The 18,917-nt window shown below is 34.8% G+C and carries 15 protein-coding genes and 1 CRISPR repeat array; of the genes, 11 read left to right on the forward strand and 4 right to left on the reverse strand.

Annotation, left to right across the window (positions count from 1 at the left end; genetic code table 11):
- Positions 1 to 33: 33 nt before the first annotated feature.
- From recX to bph, 3 genes are all read left to right on the forward strand, one after another.
- Entirely contained in the window at positions 34 to 834 is an 801-nt protein-coding gene (gene recX / locus I580_RS00705) for a recombination regulator RecX (protein WP_010773243.1), read from the forward strand.
- Positions 824 to 1,999: an A/G-specific adenine glycosylase gene (mutY, locus tag I580_RS00710; protein WP_010773242.1), complete on the forward strand. Its 1,176-nt coding sequence runs from the start codon at positions 824 to 826 to the stop codon at positions 1,997 to 1,999. The genes recX and mutY overlap by 11 nt, the downstream gene beginning before the upstream one ends.
- A 165-nt stretch (positions 2,000 to 2,164) precedes the next feature.
- A CRISPR array of direct repeats spans positions 2,165 to 3,206; the repeat unit is 33 nt; unit sequence GTCTAGCTCTGTTTAGAGCTAGTGGATTGAAAT.
- A 274-nt stretch (positions 3,207 to 3,480) separates the two neighbouring features.
- Positions 3,481 to 4,014 carry a biofilm phosphatase Bph gene (gene bph, locus I580_RS00715; protein ID WP_010773241.1) on the forward strand — a complete coding sequence of 178 codons (534 nt, stop codon included), beginning with the start codon at positions 3,481 to 3,483 and terminating at the stop codon, positions 4,012 to 4,014.
- 322 nt (positions 4,015 to 4,336) lie between these two features.
- On the opposite strand, the gene I580_RS00720 is transcribed toward bph, so the two are convergent.
- Complete coding sequence (locus I580_RS00720) at positions 4,337 to 4,771, reverse strand: GNAT family N-acetyltransferase (protein WP_010773240.1); 435 nt, start codon at positions 4,769 to 4,771, stop codon at positions 4,337 to 4,339.
- 146 nt (positions 4,772 to 4,917) lie between these two features.
- On the opposite strand from I580_RS00720, the gene I580_RS00725 reads away from it, so the two are divergent.
- The 3 genes from I580_RS00725 (at position 4,918) to I580_RS00735 (ending at position 8,093) form a co-directional block, all read left to right on the forward strand.
- Entirely contained in the window at positions 4,918 to 5,103 is a 186-nt protein-coding gene (locus tag I580_RS00725; protein WP_010773239.1) for a hypothetical protein, read from the forward strand.
- Positions 5,104 to 5,323: 220 nt separating this feature from the next.
- Complete coding sequence (locus I580_RS00730; RefSeq protein ID WP_010773238.1) at positions 5,324 to 6,469, forward strand: AI-2E family transporter; 1,146 nt, start codon at positions 5,324 to 5,326, stop codon at positions 6,467 to 6,469.
- 244 nt (positions 6,470 to 6,713) lie between these two features.
- On the forward strand, positions 6,714 to 8,093 hold the full coding sequence (locus I580_RS00735) for a hemolysin family protein (protein WP_010773237.1): 1,380 nt from the start codon (positions 6,714 to 6,716) through the stop codon (positions 8,091 to 8,093).
- Positions 8,094 to 8,145: 52 nt separating this feature from the next.
- Here I580_RS00735 and I580_RS00740 read toward each other — a convergent pair whose 3' ends face one another.
- On the reverse strand, positions 8,146 to 9,636 hold the full coding sequence (locus tag I580_RS00740) for a helix-turn-helix domain-containing protein (RefSeq protein WP_010773236.1): 1,491 nt from the start codon (positions 9,634 to 9,636) through the stop codon (positions 8,146 to 8,148).
- A gap of 503 nt (positions 9,637 to 10,139) precedes the next feature.
- Here I580_RS00740 and I580_RS00745 point away from each other — a divergent pair.
- Positions 10,140 to 11,717, forward strand: a complete 1,578-nt coding sequence (locus tag I580_RS00745; protein ID WP_010773235.1) for a peptide chain release factor 3 — start codon at positions 10,140 to 10,142, stop codon at positions 11,715 to 11,717.
- Positions 11,718 to 11,935: 218 nt separating this feature from the next.
- Positions 11,936 to 12,595, forward strand: coding sequence for a CatB-related O-acetyltransferase (locus tag I580_RS00750; RefSeq protein ID WP_010773234.1), 660 nt, complete (start codon positions 11,936 to 11,938; stop codon positions 12,593 to 12,595).
- A 96-nt stretch (positions 12,596 to 12,691) separates the two neighbouring features.
- On the opposite strand, the gene I580_RS00755 is transcribed toward I580_RS00750, so the two are convergent.
- Together I580_RS00755 and I580_RS00760 are read right to left on the reverse strand one after the other, a co-directional pair.
- Positions 12,692 to 13,006: a DUF1827 family protein gene (locus I580_RS00755; protein WP_010773233.1), complete on the reverse strand. Its 315-nt coding sequence runs from the start codon at positions 13,004 to 13,006 to the stop codon at positions 12,692 to 12,694.
- Positions 13,007 to 13,209: 203 nt separating this feature from the next.
- Positions 13,210 to 15,465: an ATP-dependent Clp protease ATP-binding subunit gene (locus I580_RS00760; protein ID WP_010773232.1), complete on the reverse strand. Its 2,256-nt coding sequence runs from the start codon at positions 15,463 to 15,465 to the stop codon at positions 13,210 to 13,212.
- A 329-nt stretch (positions 15,466 to 15,794) separates the two neighbouring features.
- Between I580_RS00760 and I580_RS00765 the strand changes: the two genes are divergently transcribed.
- The 3 genes from I580_RS00765 (at position 15,795) to ptsP (ending at position 18,153) form a co-directional block, all read left to right on the forward strand.
- A complete protein-coding gene (locus I580_RS00765) occupies positions 15,795 to 15,986 on the forward strand; it encodes a hypothetical protein (protein WP_010773231.1) in 192 nt (63 codons plus the stop codon).
- Positions 15,987 to 16,159: 173 nt separating this feature from the next.
- Positions 16,160 to 16,426, forward strand: a complete 267-nt coding sequence (locus tag I580_RS00770; RefSeq protein WP_010773230.1) for a phosphocarrier protein HPr — start codon at positions 16,160 to 16,162, stop codon at positions 16,424 to 16,426.
- On the forward strand, positions 16,426 to 18,153 hold the full coding sequence (gene ptsP / locus I580_RS00775; protein ID WP_010773229.1) for a phosphoenolpyruvate--protein phosphotransferase: 1,728 nt from the start codon (positions 16,426 to 16,428) through the stop codon (positions 18,151 to 18,153). Before I580_RS00770 ends, ptsP begins: the two co-directional genes overlap by 1 nt.
- Positions 18,154 to 18,917 lie beyond the last annotated feature (764 nt).

Raw genomic sequence — 18,917 nt, forward strand, 5'->3', positions numbered from 1 at the left:
GAATATATGTTCTCACTAGAAAGGCGGAGAAAGATGGAAACAATCACGAAAATTACAAAAGACAAAGGTCAATTTTATCTTATCTGGCTGTCTTCGGGAGAAAAATTGCGTGTATCTGAGGATACTTTAGTCCGACAACGTTTGTTAAAAGGACAAGAATTATCAGATGAAATGGTCGAAAAAATTAAAAAAGCTGGTTCTTATGATGTGGGCCTGCAGATGTCTTTAAATTATTTAAGTTATCAGTTGCGTTCAAAAAAAGAAATTTTAGATTATTTGAAAGAAAAAGAAATCTTAGCAGATGATCGAAAAAAAATCGTGATCCGCCTAGAAGAAATGAATCTTTTAGATGATAAAATTTTTAGTGAAAGTTATGTCCGTACTTTGATGCGAACAAGTGATAAAGGACCCAAAATGATTGAACAACAACTAAAACGAAAAGGCTTGAATGATGAAGACATTCAACATGGGTTAACTTTTTATACAATGGATGAACAGGTAGAAGTAGCAAAAGCGACTGCTGAAAAAGCGATGAGACGTTACCGAACAAAGAGTTTCAAAGATGCACTCCAAAAAGTCCAAATGCATTTGATGCAAAAAGGCTTTAATCGAGAAGTCATTGATTTGGCTCTTGAAGAACTTTCTTTTGAAAAGGACGAAGACCAAGAATTAGATGTGATCAGAAAAGAAGGCGACAAACTATGGGAAAAACATCGCAAATTAGATCCTTATAAACGCCTGATGAAAGTCAAACAGGGATTGTTTCAAAAACGTTTTGATTCAGACTTGATTCAGCAATATTTTGATGAAAAGGAATTAGAGAATGAAGAATGAGAAATATTGGGAAACTTGGAGCGCCGAAAAACTTGAATCATTTCAAGAAGAGTTTATCGATTGGTATGAAAAGGAAAAACGAAATTTACCATGGCGAGTTAATCTAGATCCGTATCGTATTTGGATATCAGAAATTATGTTGCAGCAAACACGTGTTGATACGGTGATCGATTATTATTATCGTTTCATGGAATGGTTTCCAACAATTAAAGATTTGGCCGAAGCACCAGATGATAAGTTGTTAAAAGCATGGGAAGGCTTGGGTTATTATTCTAGAGCTAGAAATTTAAAAGTTGCAGCGCAACAAATCATGAGCGAATTTAATGGTCAAATGCCTGAAACGATTGAAGAAATTCGACAATTAAAAGGGATTGGTCCTTATACAGCTGGTGCAATCGGAAGTATTGCCTTTCACATTCCAGAACCTGCAATCGATGGTAATGTAATGCGGGTAGTCAGCCGTTTGTTTGAAATCAGTGATGATATTGCCAAACCTAGTAGTCGCAAAGTTTTTGAAGAAGCGATGTATAAAATCATCGATCAACAACGTCCTGGGGATTTTAATCAAGCGATGATGGACTTAGGTTCCGGGACTTGTACACCAACATCGCCGAAGTGTGAAGAGTGTCCGATTCAATCGTACTGTTTAAGCTATGAACATAATACAATGACGAATTTTCCAGTTAAATCTAAAAAGTTAAAACCAAAAGACGTTTATTATATTGGTGGAATTATTGAAAACAATCAACAAGAATTTCTATTAGAGCAACGTGATACTAAAGGCTTGTTAGCAAATATGTGGCTGTTTCCAATAGAGGAAGTCAGTAAAGAACGTTTTGAGTTTCTACAAAAAATGAGGGTGAAAGAAGATCAACAATTATCACTTGATTTTGAAGAACCATCATTAGTTGCGGAAGAAAATCCAGAAATTTTTGAAAAATATACTAGTGTAGTTTGGCAAAAGCGAACCTTGGGAGAGGTAACCCATATTTTCAGTCATCTAAAATGGCATATTCTTGTGTTTTATGGCCGACAAACAGGTTTAACAGTTTTGGCTGAAAATCAAGAGTGGGCAACAAAAGACGAATTTTCCACCTATGTTTTTCCAAAACCTCAGCAAAAAATGTTAGAACTCTATAAAAAAGAATTTAAAACAGAAGAATAATTTTGGGTGCGAACTCTAAGTGCACATAAAAACCCTAGGAGATCCGCACCATAAATTTGAGGAATTAAGCGGAAAAAACCGCTTTTTCTCATTTTAATTTAATGTTATAATTAGCTTTAGTAGTGGAATAGCCGAAATATGTAATGTATTTCTACTAATTTCACGGTCTAGCTCTGTTTAGAGCTAGTGGATTGAAATTTGCTGCGGTAAACGTTCTAAATCTCGTTTCGAGTCTAGCTCTGTTTAGAGCTAGTGGATTGAAATCTCTACGGTGAAAGAAACTTGTCAAATAAATATGGTCTAGCTCTGTTTAGAGCTAGTGGATTGAAATAAACCATCAATGTCGTTATCTTGATTAAATTCATCGTCTAGCTCTGTTTAGAGCTAGTGGATTGAAATAAAAGATTATATAACTAAAGATATTAGTATAACGTCTAGCTCTGTTTAGAGCTAGTGGATTGAAATTAGGATTATCCCAAGAATAGTAAATTTTATTAGGTCTAGCTCTGTTTAGAGCTAGTGGATTGAAATTGGGAGAAATGTTGTAATAGGTAAAAATAACAAAGTCTAGCTCTGTTTAGAGCTAGTGGATTGAAATAACACTGCTTACTGACGGATTAGAAGGCGCACCTAGTCTAGCTCTGTTTAGAGCTAGTGGATTGAAATAAAGTCATTCAAAAAGTCAACCGATCGTTTGCAGTGTCTAGCTCTGTTTAGAGCTAGTGGATTGAAATTTCCGTCAATGGCTTGTCTGGTGGAAACTCAATGAGTCTAGCTCTGTTTAGAGCTAGTGGATTGAAATCAGACTATGTGAACGCAGCATTCCCAATTGAAGAAGTCTAGCTCTGTTTAGAGCTAGTGGATTGAAATCCTACACAAATAAAGCTCACCATCTTTAAATACGTCTAGCTCTGTTTAGAGCTAGTGGATTGAAATATTTGCTGAAGTCCCGTTGTGATTGTTTTGTCGAGTCTAGCTCTGTTTAGAGCTAGTGGATTGAAATTATGTTTTTCACCAAGTTCAACAACTAAAGTTACTGTCTAGCTCTGTTTAGAGCTAGTGGATTGAAATTACCATGCCTCAGTGGTCTTTTGCCTAGCTTGGAAAGTCTAGCTCTGTTTAGAGCTAGTGGATTGAAATCGGTGCAAAGCTTAGCGGCGATGGTAAATCAGTAGTCTAGCTCTGTTTAGAGCTAGTGGATTGAAATAAATAACTGATATACGGCAATTCCTTCGGTTTCTGTCTAGCTCTGTTTAGAGCTAGACATTTTTCATTTCAAGCCCAATTTAAACATCAAAATTTCAAATTCAATCTAATAATTCAAATAGATTATTCCTTAGCACTATGAGAAATCAAACTCCTTAGTATGCAAAGTTGAAAATTATGATATAATTGTATTGATATCGGTGTAATGAACACCCAAAACGAAGCGCAATCAGCTTTGATACGCGATTTTTCGTACTAGGGAAAGTTGGGGGACTATGGCAATTCCAAAAGAAGGTGAATTTGTAACGATTCAAAGTTACAAACACGATGGGCATTTGCATCGAACATGGCGAGATACTATGGTATTAAAAACAAGTGAGTACTCTTTGATTGGCGTGAATGATCATACTTTGGTGACAGAGTCTGATGGACGTCGTTGGGTTACTCGTGAACCAGCGATTGTTTATTTCCATAAGAAATACTGGTTCAACATAATAGCAATGATTAGAGAAAAGGGGGTTTCTTATTACTGCAATCTAGCGTCACCGTATCTTTTAGATGATGAAGCATTGAAGTATATTGATTACGATTTGGATATCAAAGTTTTTCCAGATGGGGAAAAACGTTTATTAGATGTGGATGAATATGAATTTCACAGTAAAATTATGGATTATCCAGAAGATATTGATTTTATCCTAAAAGAAAATGTAAAGACATTAGTAGATTGGATTAATAATGAAAAAGGACCATTCTCTGAAGCTTATGTAGATATCTGGTATCAACGTTATCAAGAGCTATCAAAAAAATAGCCAATGTAAGATGTTAAGTGAAAAAAAACAGTAAAACTTGTTAGAGTTTTACTGTTTTTTAGTATACTTATTTTAAAAATAATTTTTATTCTATGGATTTTTTATTGTTAAATTATAGGAGAATCACTAGTTTTTATCTGTATGTTTTCCGCAGAAGATTGAATTAGTTAGAGGCGATCGATCCTCAATACGAAATTCTATTTTTTTGGTATTCAATAGTTGAAACTAAAGTAAGTTGATGGAAATAAGAGGCTAAAACTTAAGGGTTCAGCATAAATAGTAGAAGCAACTCCTACTATTTATGCTTCAGTCTCTTATTATTTTAAATGTTTTTTGTCATTTGATAATGTTTGATAGCTGCATCAAGGAACATTTCGCCTTCTTTAGAGTAGCCCATTTTTTCATAGAAACCAATTGCGGTAATTTGAGCTCCTAATGTAATCATGTTGTACCCTTGTTCTTTTGCAAACTCTTCAGCACCTTCTACAATCAAGCGACCAAACTCATTCCCTCTAAACGCTTTTTGAACGGCCATCCGTTGTAATTTTATCAAATCGTCTTGTAGCGGCAATAACCGGCAAGTGGCAATAGCTTCGTTTTTATCACCGTATAAAACAAAGTGAATACAAGCCGCTTCATATTTATCGATTTCAATTTCACCAGGAACACCTTGCTCCAGCATAAACACTTGACGACGAATTTTAACGGCATCTAAGTAGATATCACTCATAGTATCTTTTGTGTGAACGATTTTCATGTAGCACCTCTATCATAATTATTTTATCCATTATACCTCAAAAAATAAAATAGTAGAATATTGAGAGCATTTGAGGTGTATCCTTTGTAAAAATAATAGTAGCAGTGTACATTATAAATAATAAAAAAAGAAAGGTTGTGTATGGAATGAACACAGAGGAAATCGTGCAAAAAGTCAAAGACTTGATTGGTGAAGGTAACGTTGAAAAAGCAAAGCAATTTCTTGAAGAACATAAAGATGAGATTGGTGAACAATACGAGAAATTAAAGGGAATGATTCCTGATATTGATACAGGTGGATTAGCTGATAAAGTAAAAAACTTTTTCAAATAATAAACATATCGTTGTAATTTAAACGCTTCACAAAAACATCCGTGTATCTATTTAATGGATGTTTTTTTGTATAGAGAAGAAAAATAGTGGCAATAAAAATAGGTATAAAGAAGTATTGCTATCTTATTTATGAAAAGGTATGCTAGAATCTATTAACAAGCAATTATTTTTATAAAGAGTACAACAAAGAAAAATTATAATAATCAAAGGAGGAACATCTTTGTTTGAAAAATTAAGACAATCGAAATTATTTTTTTGGTCGGCAGAGTTGTTAGTGATTGCCACATTGATTTTTGTATCATCAAAAATTAATTTTATTTTTACGCCGATAGGAACATTTTTTTCAACATTATTTGCCCCCGTTTTGGTAGCTGGTTTTTTGTATTATATTTTAAATCCAATCGTCAATCTATTGATGAAAACGAATATGAAACGAATTTTTGCGATCTTAATTGTATTTTTACTCTTGATTGTAGCATTTGTATTAATTTTAGTTAGCGTGATTCCTAGTCTAGTATCTCAATTATCTAGTTTGGCTTCTAACATGCCAGATGTTTTTAAAAGTGTAGAAGCATGGGTTTATCAAATGGCTAAGCTACCGTTGTTTAAAGATTTTGACTTGCCGAAATATATTGATCAACTTGATATTTCTTATGGCAATATTATTCAACAGTTTATCAGTGGTTTATCTAGTAGTTTAGGTTCGATCGTATCAACTGTTGCCTCAACGACGATCATCATTGTCACAGCGCCATTCATTCTATTTTACATGTTAAAAGATGGAGATCGTATGGTTCCAGGGATCAAACGTTTTTTACCTGAAAAGCGTCAAGATGATATTGTTGATTTATTAAGTAAATTGAACAAAACATTATCAAGTTACATTAGCGGACAAGCGATTGAATGTTTATTTGTTGCAACGTTTACTGTTATCGGTTATTCATTGATCGGTGTCCGATATGCATTTTTATTTGGTGTAATTGCTGGTGTAACCAATTTGATTCCTTACTTAGGACCTTATATTGGTCTTGCCCCAGCGGTCTTTGTTACAGTCTTTGACGAACCATTCAAAGCATTATTGTGCTGTTTAGTTGTATTGGTTGTTCAACAAATTGATGGGAATATTATCTATCCAAACGTAATCGGTAAATCATTACAAATCCATCCTTTGACGATTATTCTTATTTTACTAGTTGCCGGAAATATTGCTGGACTCTTAGGTATTTTTCTAGCAGTGCCATTTTACGCTGTGTGTAAAACAATTGTTGTACATGTTTTTCAGATGATTCGTAAGAATAAAATAGATGAGCAACCGATTCTTGCGTTACCTGACGAAATAAACTCACCACAAAGTAAGGAAAAATAGTTGATGAATATTGAAATCATATCCCGTTTGTGATACGATTTTAGCGTGACTACCTCATGTAGTCACGTTTTTTTAAAACAAAGAAGGCAACATTTTCTAGATTTGGGAATTGTCTGTTGTACGAACTAAATTTTTGAGGAAAATAGTGCGAATAAGATAAGAAAAATCATATTCATCAGACCCTATTTTTTATTGAAGAAGCTCGATTGGTCATTCCCACGAACATTTAAGGAGAGAAAACATTATGAATAATGCTGACCCCGAGAGTCAGTCGCTTATCGCGCAAATTTTACTATTGGTCATTTTAACATTGATCAATGCTTTTCTTGCAGCATCAGAAATTGCGGTAGTTTCTGTAAATAAGAATCGTGTTGAACAAAAAGCAGAAGAAGGCGATGCTAAGGCGAAGAAATTATTAAAAGTCTTACAGGATCCTACAAGCTTTTTATCTACGATTCAAGTTGGTATCACTTTAGTCAATATTTTATCTGGTGCCTCATTAGCTGACTCACTATCAGCCAAATTAGCCCCCGTTCTTGGTGGTGGCACTGCTGCCAAAAATATTGCAAATATTATTATTTTAGCTTTATTAACCTACGTATCAATTGTTTTTGGTGAGTTATATCCAAAACGAATTGCAATGAATAAATCAGAAGAAGTGGCTCAAGCTACGTCAGGATTCGTGCGTGTGATAGGCGTTGTTGCTAAGCCTTTCGTATGGTTACTTTCTGCTTCCACAGATTTACTTTCAAAAATTACACCAATGAAATTTGATGATGCTGACTCAAAAATGACCCGTGACGAAATGCGCTATATGTTGGAATCAGAGGGTGTTTTAGATAACGATGAGTTGGAAATGCTTCAAGGTGTCTTCTCTTTAGATACAAAGGTTGCTCGTGAAGTAATGGTTCCACGAACAGATGCTTTTATGATCGATATTGAGGATGACATTCAAAAGAATATCGACGCAGTTTTATCTGAAAACTATTCAAGAATTCCTGTTTATAACGCAGATAAAGATAAAATCGTAGGTGTTCTTCATACTAAAAATTTGTTAAAAGCAGCGCATAAATTTGGTTTTGACAACATTCAATTAAACAGTATTATTCAAGAACCACTGTTTGTCCCTGAAACGATTTTTATTGATGATCTATTATATGAACTAAAAAGAACCCAAAACCAAATGGCTATCTTGTTAGATGAATACGGCGGTGTTGTTGGGTTGGCAACATTAGAAGATTTATTAGAAGAAATTGTCGGAGAAATTGATGATGAGACAGATGAAGTAGAAAATCTATATACTAAGATCAACGAACATGAGTATTTGATTCAAGGAAGAATGCTGATTGACGAATTTAATGAAGCATTTGGAACTGATTTACACATGAGCGATGTAGACACAATGGCAGGTTACTTGATCACGGCTTTAGGAACGATTCCTGATGAAGGAGAAAAACTTTCATTTGATGTTGGAAATCTCACCCTAACTTCCGAAGAGATGGAAGGAACAAGAGTTTTAGCATTAAAAGTTGTTTTCCATGATGAAGAAATAGTGGACGAAGAGCCAGAAGAATATCGTCGTTTTTTCCGTAAAGAAATGGAAGATGACGAGCCAAGAAGATAACAACAAACTAGAAGGAATAGAAGTAGCCCCGCTACCTCTATTCCTTCTAGTTTTATTGTGGATCAAGTCCTTTTTTATTATGAATTGCTTTGATTGCTTGATAGAGTCCGATGTATTGTTCATCATTATCTGCGGAAAAACGAAAAACAAAAGAAGGCAAATGACACTCTTCAGGTATTAAATAAGACGAAGTAGCGACAATAAAATCTACAGATGAGAACTCTCCTTGAGCATAAGCAACTAATTGAACAAATGGTAATTCTTCAATAAACTGTGCTAGAGGTTGAATAAGTAGATAATTAGATTCAGCAATCAACGCAATACGCACAATTTTGTTTACTTGAAAGGACTCATACAAGGGCACGAGCAAAGTAGCAAGCGTATCTGATAATTGTTCGATATTGTCTTTAAGCCAGCCAAAATCCTTTCTCTTAGAAATTTTTTGAAATAGAGCCTTAAAATGGTTCATTAACTGATAGTAATATTCATTTTTCGAGTAGAGAGAATGATTGATCAAATGAAATAATGTAGGTAATGGTTTTTTACTAATTGTGGTAGAAAAAATAATATTTGCTGTGTTTCCAAATAAAATAGGGACATCTTCCCAAGAAAAGTCTCTCGGCATAAAGTCTTGCTTAAACAACGCACAAAATTCTTCCAATAATTTTGTTGCAGAATTTTTCTGATTTTCTAAATAGTCATTCAATAATGTTAGTCGATAATCATTATTTCTAAAAAAATTTGGTGTGGCGATCAATAAATATGCTGCATATTGTGCTTCAGCTTCCAATGCGTTGCTGTCTTTGAGTAAGTCGCCAAAGAAAATTTTTGCGTACGATAGACTTGTTGGGATGTAAGAATCGATAGTAGATTTCTCTGTCAATACATTCCCAGATTGGACCCTTAAAAAAACAATATCCAATATCAGCTTGATTTGTTTGTTAGCAGAGTAACTAAAACTATCAGGGAAATACGGACTGATGATATTGGTGATTTCTGCGTAGTTAATCGGATTATTTTCAATTTTAGGTAAATTAGTTCCTTGAGAAGATAACCAAATCAGCGTATACAAAGTGATTCGAATAACACGTTCATCACCATAAAGAGTCAATTGTGAAGTGTTCATTTTTATATTGAATCGTTTAAAGTAGTCACTTAATAACTTAGATTTCCGGACAACAGTTGTTTTGCTGTGATAATTTTTTTCACAGAATTTACTAAGATTATCGTTCGGATAAAAAAGAATCGAAATCAGTAACTGATAGGGAACACTTTGAGTGATCAAGTACTGATAGTAGCGATCATATGAAATAGTTTGTTTGTAATGAACACCATTTACTTGAAGTATTTCTATTTCTTCACCTGTAATATTAGTGATATCTTGTTGAATCAATTCTAGTAGATAAACGACACGGCTATATGAATAATCAAGTCTTTTTTCAAAAAAGTTGATACTGTGTTGTTTGTTAGAAAATGCTGTTAATAATTTAAAAAGTATCAATTTACGTTTAGCAGTATCTTCTAACATCATTGTTTCGATCATTTTGTCCTCCTTAAAAATAAATTTATCAATAAAGTAAAAAGTATGAACCTAAATTGAATAATTTCTGAAGAAACACTTCATTTAATAACGTGAGAAAAATATTTTCGTTGTTATACAAGGGTTTTCAGGTGTAAAAATAACTAATAAAGTTGAGTAGTAAATACTCTATCCATTGGTTTTGACTATTTGCACAATTTTGTGACGGACTTTATACTTGAGTTGTTCAGTATAAAACAATTCTTAGTAATAATGCTAGTTTTTTTAGTTTGTTATTATGATTTATTTCTTCCCCAATTTAATAGAGACCAAGGCAAAATGTATTTCGTTTTGTTTTGGTCTCTTTGACATTTTTAGAAAGTTAACTAAAGACTTTGAAAACTAGAGTAATTCCATGATATACTACATTAGTTGAAGAATAAAGTGTAGGGAGAATATTTCAATGTAGATATCCATTAAATAAATGACGTTTTTGCTTAGAAAATAATAATAGATTGGAGCAACAAATGAATAATCCACATTTAAAAGAACAAGTAGATAGCCGCCGTACATTTGCGATTATTTCCCATCCAGATGCGGGGAAAACAACGATTACAGAACAGCTTTTACTCTTTGGGGGAGCGATCCGTCAAGCTGGAACTGTTAAAGGGAAGAAAACAGGAAACTTTGCAAAATCTGACTGGATGGAAATTGAGAAACAAAGAGGGATCTCGGTAACCAGTTCTGTGATGCAATTTGACTATGATGGTAAACGTGTAAACATTCTGGATACACCAGGACATGAGGACTTTTCAGAAGATACGTATCGAACGTTAATGGCTGTAGACAGTGCTGTTATGGTAATCGATAGCGCAAAAGGGATCGAAGCCCAAACAAAGAAATTATTTCAAGTTGTCAAAAAACGAGGAATCCCGATTTTTACGTTTATCAATAAACTGGATCGTGATGGTCGCGAACCATTAGAGCTTCTTGAAGAATTAGAAGAGTTGTTAGATATCGAATCTTATCCAATGAACTGGCCGATCGGTATGGGAAAAGGATTGGAAGGATTATATGATATCTACAACAAACGTGTAGAAGTTTACCGACCTGAAAATAATAATGGAGAACGCTTTATCCCATTAGTTGATGGTGATATTCCAAGTGATTTGCCGTTGCATCAAGATAGTGTTTATCAACAAGTATTGGAAGAAGTTGAGTTATTAGTTGAAGCAGGTGATGAGTTTGATACAGAGAAAATTGCTCGTGGTGATCAAACACCAGTCTTCTTTGGTTCGGCTTTAACCAATTTTGGGGTACAGACAATGTTGGAGACTTTCTTACAATTTGCTCCTTCACCGTATGCTCATAAGACAGAAGAGGGAGAAGAAGTTAGCCCTTATGAAGAAGAATTTTCTGGTTTTGTGTTTAAAATTCAAGCAAATATGAATCCAGCACACCGAGATAGGATTGCTTTTGTCCGCATTTGTTCAGGGACTTTTGAACGCGGTATGGATGTCGTTCTTGGTAGAACAGGCAAAAAAATCAAGTTAAGCAACGTGACACAATTTATGGCCGATGCTAGAGAAAACGTAGAAGAAGCGGTAGCAGGTGACATTATTGGAATCTATGATACTGGTAACTATCAAATTGGTGATACGTTATATGAAGGGAAACTGAAAGTTCAGTACGAGGAGTTACCTTCGTTTACACCAGAGTTATTTATGAAAGTTAGTGCTAAAAATGTGATGAAGCAAAAATCATTCCATAAGGGCATTTATCAGTTGGTCCAAGAAGGTGCGATTCAACTGTATAAAACATATTTAACCGAAGAATATATTATCGGAGCGGTTGGACAACTTCAATTTGAAGTATTTCAGCATCGGATGCTGAATGAATACAACGCTGAAGTGATAATGACACCAATGGGCACCAAAATCGCTCGTTGGATCGATCCAGAGGATTTAGATGAACGAATGAGTTCTAGTCGAAATATTTTAGCGCGTGATCGTTTCGATCAACCATTATTCCTATTCGAAAATCAATTTGCGATGCGTTGGTTTGCCGATAAATATCCAGATGTTGAATTGAAGAGTTTGATGTAAGAGTATGTTTAATCCATGATTATTAGCCGTTTTTATCGATTTTGAATGGATAGAAACGGTTTTTTAGGATTTGACATTGAAGAGAGTAATACGTATAATCAACAACATTATTGGAGTGATTAAAAATGAGCCGACGTTTAAGGCAATTAAAAAATGTTTCAGTGGTAGTAAGCTTCTAAGTTAAAAGAAAAATCAAACTTAGAAGCGAGGAAGAAAAAATGACAAACAATAATAATTTTGAAAAATGGTCAGATACAATGTACTTAAAGGATTTAGTGACTAATCCCTTGATCGAGGTAGGCGAGTTTTCTTATTACTCAGGCTATTATGGCAGTCAGGAGTTTGAGAATGGTTGTGTTCGCTATTTGTGGGGGGATTCGTTAACGAAGGCAGCCTTTGATCCAGTGAAAGACATGGGATGGCATCTAGATAAATTGATTATTGGTAATTATGTATGCATTGCAGCTGGTGTTACGATTTTGATGGGCGGTAATCATAATCATCATCCAGATTGGATCACGGTTTATCCTTTTGCTAGTCATGTGGGGGAATCTTATGAACCAAAAGGCGATACAGTCATTAAAAGTGATGCTTGGATCGGGATGAATGCAATGATCATGCCTGGTGTTACGATTGGTGAAGGAGCAGTGATTGCAGCCGGTTCAATGGTTGTAAAAGATGTTCCGCCCTATACTATTGTTGGTGGAAACCCAGCGAGAGTAATCAAACAGAGATTTTCGAATGAAGAAATCAAGATGCTTTTGGAGCTGAGGTGGTTTGACTGGACAAAAGAACAGATCGAAGCAGCAAAAGATATTTTGATGAGTAATGCTATTGATAAACTTTATACGTACTATAAAAAATGTATTTTAAACTAAATAAAAAAGACGCCTAGATCCGAGAAATAAGAAGGAATTCCTTCTTATTTCTCGGATCTAAACACTTCTGTCCCAACCTTGATTTATTGCGTTTGTTTAACTTTCAACAAGACTAGAAGTCATAGGAATCGAAATTTCTATAACATCTTTTAATTCAATAATCGAAATTTGGTTTCGATCGTATTTTTCTTTTGGTATTCGTTTTAAAACATAAGTTAGGATTTCATTGATTTCTGTTTTACGAACAGCGCGCTTTTTATTTACGATCAATAGTTCAGCATGTTGAGCAGCTTCTGTATAAACAACGGTCGTGTTACCCGCTGAATAAACTTTAACAAAGTATGCATCGGTATTTTCTAGTTGTTTATTGACTAACTGTTTGTAGCTGTTGGTTACATTGACTAATTTCATTTTTTTCACCTCAACTTTATTCTTTTTTATGTTAATAATAAAAAACAGAATATTCACAGAAGTAATAGGACTGGAATAATCTTACTTAAAATTTGATATCGATTTCACTCATCCTTATTATAATTTTTTTTGGCTTAAATAAAAAGAAATTTGTCTTAAAAAACAAAAAAAAGTCAATCAGTTTGCCTGATTGACTTCACTTTTTATGCTTCTTCTGTTGTTGCTTCATTGGTATTACTAAGATCTGCAATTTGTTCGCCAGTAACAACGATTTTTCCATCATTATCCAGTTTGGCAACTAATTGATTCTCTTCGGGATGATCCAAGAAGTATTCAGCGATGCCATCTTCGATTTGCTCTTGGATCGTCCGACGTAATGGGCGAGCTCCCATTGAAGGATCATAGCCTAAATCAACTAACTTTTCTTTGACATCCATGGGTACATCAATGTGGATCTTTTGATGAGCAAGTAATACATTCACTTCATCCAGCATTAAACCAACGATATTCATCAAGTTTTCTTTACTCAATGCTTTAAATTCAACGATGCCGTCAAATCGGTTTAAAAATTCTGGTGTGAAGAAATTATTCAACTGTCCTAAAACTGATTTCGTAAGACCAGCACGGGCAGCACCAAATCCAACATTTGCTTCTACATTACCAGTCCCAGCGTTACTTGTCATGATAATGATCGTATCCTTGAAGCTAACGGTTCTGCCTTGGGCATCTGTTAGACGACCGTCATCAAGAATTTGCAAGAACATATGCAGTACATCCGGATGTGCCTTTTCGATTTCATCCAATAAAATCAAGCTGTAAGGATTACGGCGAACTTTTTCTGTCAATTGCCCAGCTTCATCATAACCAACATAACCTGGAGGAGAACCAATCAGTTTAGAGACACTATGTTTTTCCATGTATTCACTCATATCAAAACGAATCATTGAATCTTCTGAACCAAATAATTCGTAAGCTAATTGTTTGGCTAATTCAGTTTTACCAACACCCGTTGGTCCTACGAATAAGAAGGAACCGATTGGCCGATTTTGTTTGCCTAAACCAACGCGATTACGGCGAATAGCTTTAGAAACTTTATCGACTGCATCATCTTGTCCAATGACATGAGCTTTTAGATCGATTGCCAGATTTTTCAGTTGAGTTTGTTCTTTTTCTTTTAACTCACCAACAGGAATACCGGTTTTTTGTTCAACAATAGCTTCGATATTTTTTTCGCCGATTACGGGCGTTTCTTCATCGCTAATTTGTTTTTCTTTCATTGCTTGTAATTTATTGATTTGATCGCGGTAATAAGCTGCTTTTTCAAAATCTTCCTCTGCGGAAGCTTGTTGTTTTTGTTGTTCAGCATCTGCTAGTTTTTTCTCGATTGTTTTAGGATCGACGAGTTGGATTGTTAAGTTCATTTTAGAACCAGATTCATCTAATAAATCGATCGCTTTATCAGGTAAGAAACGGTCTTGAATGTAACGGTTTGATAAAGTGGCAGCAGCATTGATCGCTTCATCTGTGTATTTTACATGATGATAGTCTTCATAGCGTTTTTGCAACCCTTTAAGAATTGCAATCGTTTCGTCGACAGTTGGTTCATCCACACGAACAGGTTGCATCCGACGTTCTAACGCAGCATCTTTTTCGATGATACGGTATTCATTTAAAGTGGTTGCACCAACCATTTGTAGCTCACCACGAGCTAAAGCTGGTTTTAAAATATTCCCAGCATCCATGTTACCGTCACCAGCAGCACCGGCACCAACGATTTCATGAACTTCATCAATAAACAAAATGATGTTTTCAGCTTGCTTGATTTCTTCAATCAATTTTTGCATGCGTTCCTCAAATTGACCACGGATGCCAGTTCCTTGAACTAATGAAACAACATCTAGACGAATAACTTCTTTGTCTAATAATTTTTGAGGAACATCACCATCAACAATTTTTTGTGCTAAACCTTCGACAACTGCTGTTTTACCAACACCAGGTTCACCAATCAAGACTGGATTATTTTTTGTACGACGATTCAATATTTCAATCACCCGTTTGATTTCTTCGTCACGACCGACAACGGGATCGACATCGCCATTTCTAGCGGCTTGCGTAATGTTAATACCATATTCGCCTAATAAGCCATTAGCTTGACCAGCGCCTCCTCTTGGTGGTTGACCACCGTTAAAGCCATTACCATCACCAAATTGAGTAGGTGGTGTTTGCCCATTAGGACCGCCTTGTTGTTCTTGCATTTGACGAGATAAAGAGCGATATAGATCATCTAAACTTCCAAAACCAAATGGATCTTGTTGAGACATTGATGGTTGAGTATCATTTGCTTGTGCTTTTAATTTTTGATAGCAACTTTGGCAATAGTCCAGTTGTTTTCTTTGCCCATTAACATTTGCGTATAAGTGGATCGTCGCTGGATTTTGTTGACAATTTTGGCACATCATAGGATAAAACACGTCCTTTCAAAATAAGACTGATTCTAGATCAAAGTCCTTTAGAGAAGGTCAAATGATCTGCTGACCATTTTTGACCTTTGAAGTTATTATAGCATCTTTTTAGTAAGAATCAAGCAATTGAACTCTAAATTGACAGAACAAAATACGAATATAATCAGATCGATTAGAAATTAAATTTAGTTAAAATGGCATTTATTTCATTTATATAAAGTTAATAGAGTTTGTTTATAGGTATTGTAAGTATAATTTAGACAAATATCTATTTTTGTCATACAATACTTTCAGGATAAAAATAAAAGTGAAAGCTGTGATCAACAATGCATGAAAATCCATTTCAAGAACAAATCAATGCCTTAAAGGAAGGCTCTATTTCTGAATTAGTAATAGAACCGCAAGATTTTACAACCTTTAGAGAAGTTTGGAAAAATTTACCAGATAGAATGTCTTTTGTCGGGGAAGCTGGATTAAATGGACGAATTATTTATCATTATATGAAAGAAGAAAATTAATTGATCATTTCAATCGATAAAAAATAGATGAAAAGTGTTGTAACTACTCACAAAAAATGGTAATCTTAAAAATTGAAAGGGTATGTTCTAGATTCTAGTTTCATTTGAAACGTATCAAGAAAGGAAAACCCTAACATAAAAAATTATTTTACTTACGAAGGAGACCGATTCATATGGAAAAGAAAGAATTTCACATCGTAGCAGAAACAGGGATTCACGCTCGTCCAGCTACATTATTAGTACAAACTGCAAGTAAATTTAACTCAGATATCAACTTAGAATACAAAGGTAAATCTGTTAACCTTAAATCAATCATGGGCGTTATGTCTCTAGGCGTTGGCCAAGGTTCAGATGTAACTATCTCTGTTGACGGTGTTGACGAAGCTGATGCATTAGCAGCAATCGTAGACACAATGAAAAAAGAAGGATTGTCAGAATAATGTCTGAAATGCTAAAAGGAATTGCCGCAAGTGATGGTGTCGCTATTGCTAAAGCTTACCTGTTAGTTCAACCTGATTTATCTTTCGACAAAAAATCTGTAGATGATACATCTGCTGAAGAAAGTCGTTTAGATGATGCATTGGCAAAATCTACGACTGAGTTGCAAGCAATCAGAGAAAAAGCAGCACAAAGCCTTGGTGAAGAAGAAGCGCAAGTATTTGACGCACATTTAATGGTTTTAGCTGATCCAGAAATGATTGGTCAAATCAAACAAAACATTCAAGATAATAAAGTAAATGCTGAGTCAGCGCTAAAAGAAGTGACTGATATGTATATCGGTATGTTCGAAGCAATGGATGATAATGCTTACATGCAAGAACGTGCTGCTGATATTCGTGACGTTGCTAAACGTATTTTAGCACATTTATTAGGTGTTACTCTTCCAAATCCTTCAATGATCAACGAAGAGGTAGTTGTGGTTGCCCATGACTTAACACCAAGTGATACCGCTCAATTAGATCGTACGTATGTAAAAGCATTCGTAACAGATATTGGCGGACGTACCTCTCATTCAGCGATTATGGCTCGTTCTCTAGAAATTCCTGCAATCGTAGGAACGAAAGAAATTACTGCCAAAGTCAAAGAAGGCGATATTTTAGCTGTTAACGGAATCGATGGCGATGTTATCGTTCACCCAAATGATGCTGAAAAAGCTGACTTTGAAGCTAAAGGGAAAGAATACGCTGACCTTAAAGTTGAATGGGAAAAACTTAAAAATGCTGAAACAGTAACTGCTGATGGTAAACACATCGAGTTAGCTGCTAACATTGGTACACCGAAAGATTTAGATGGTGTACACAACAATGGTGCTGAAGCTGTTGGTTTATATCGTACAGAATTCCTTTACATGGATTCTCCTGATTTCCCAACAGAAGATGAACAATATACAGCTTACACTGCAGTACTTGAAGGCATGAACGGCAAACCTGTCGTGGTTCGTACGATGGATATTGGTGGAGATAAAGAATTACCTTATCTGCAATTACCGCATGAAATGAACCCATTCTTAGGGTATCGTGCTTTACGTATCAGCTTGTCTGAACGTGGCGACGAAATGTTCCGTACACAAATGCGCGCATTATTACGTGCTTCTGTTCACGGTAACTTACGTATCATGTTCCCAATGGTTGCTACATTAAAAGAATTCAGAGCAGCGAAGAAAATCTTTGAAGAAGAAAAAGCAAAATTAGTTTCTGAAGGAACAAACGTTTCTGATACGATTCAAGTTGGTATCATGATCGAAATTCCTGCAGCAGCTGTAATTGCGGATAAATTCGCCAAAGAAGTTGATTTCTTCAGTATTGGAACAAATGACTTGATTCAATACACAATGGCAGCAGACCGTATGAACGAACGTGTTTCTTACTTGTACCAACCATATAACCCATCAATCTTACGTTTGATCAAAAACGTGATTGACGCATCTCATGCTGAAGGTAAATGGACGGGTATGTGTGGAGAAATGGGTGGCGATCAAATGGCTGTACCATTATTGGTAGGAATGGGCTTAGATGAGTTCTCAATGAGCGCTACATCTATTCTTCAAACTCGTAGCTTGATGAAACGTCTAGACACTAAGAAAATGGCTGAACTTGCAGATCGTGCGTTGAATGACTGCGATACAATGGAAGAAGTTATTGAGTTAGTTAAGGATTATACGAAATAAATAGTAATTAGAAGCTTTCGCAATTCAGAATTTTTTTGAATTGCGAAAGTTTTTTATAGTAATAGAAGGTTGTTTTTTAGGTAAATTGATTATACCGGTGTTTTAAAAATTCGAGGAAGCTACATAGTGTTGTTATTCGTTTGATGTTTTTGTTTATTTAAAGTAATAGAATGAGGTGGAAGCCTCGTTAAACTTAGAAAGTTTGAGAAGAGTTATGCTAAATTTATTGTTTACATTATTTTCAATAGTTATGCTTTTTGTGTCAGCTCTTTTTGTTTATTTGGATTTCAAGAAAAAGTTGACAGCAAAAGATAGAATAAGTTTCATAATTTTAGTTTTACTATATTCTTTATCCGTCGTAGTAAAACTGATTTTATAAAAAGAACATTATTAGAAGAAGCCAAATTCTGTTTCGATGTTTTTTTCTTGTATAAACAGAATTGTACGGATTGCTTGCTTTCATTGCAGTAACATGGTCTACTGGAATACAAGCGACAACATTAATGACTGCGATCATTGATATGGATCAGAATCCTTGATTGTTTAATTTACAAAGCAATTCCATTTATTATTTCAGCATTTGTTTTAGGTATTTTACGGTTTTTTTACTCGTTTATTAGAATTTGTCATTTAGGATGCTTTTATAAGATGTAAACCTTATGAAGATGGTAGAATGAGAGTGTTAAAAGAAAATCAATAAAAATTTCTTAAACCTGATGTATCTTAAGAAATAACTAAAACTATTGTTGTATAGTAAGGAACTA

Source organism: Enterococcus caccae ATCC BAA-1240 (genome assembly GCF_000407145.1).
In the GTDB taxonomy this organism is placed as follows: domain Bacteria; phylum Bacillota; class Bacilli; order Lactobacillales; family Enterococcaceae; genus Enterococcus_L; species Enterococcus_L caccae.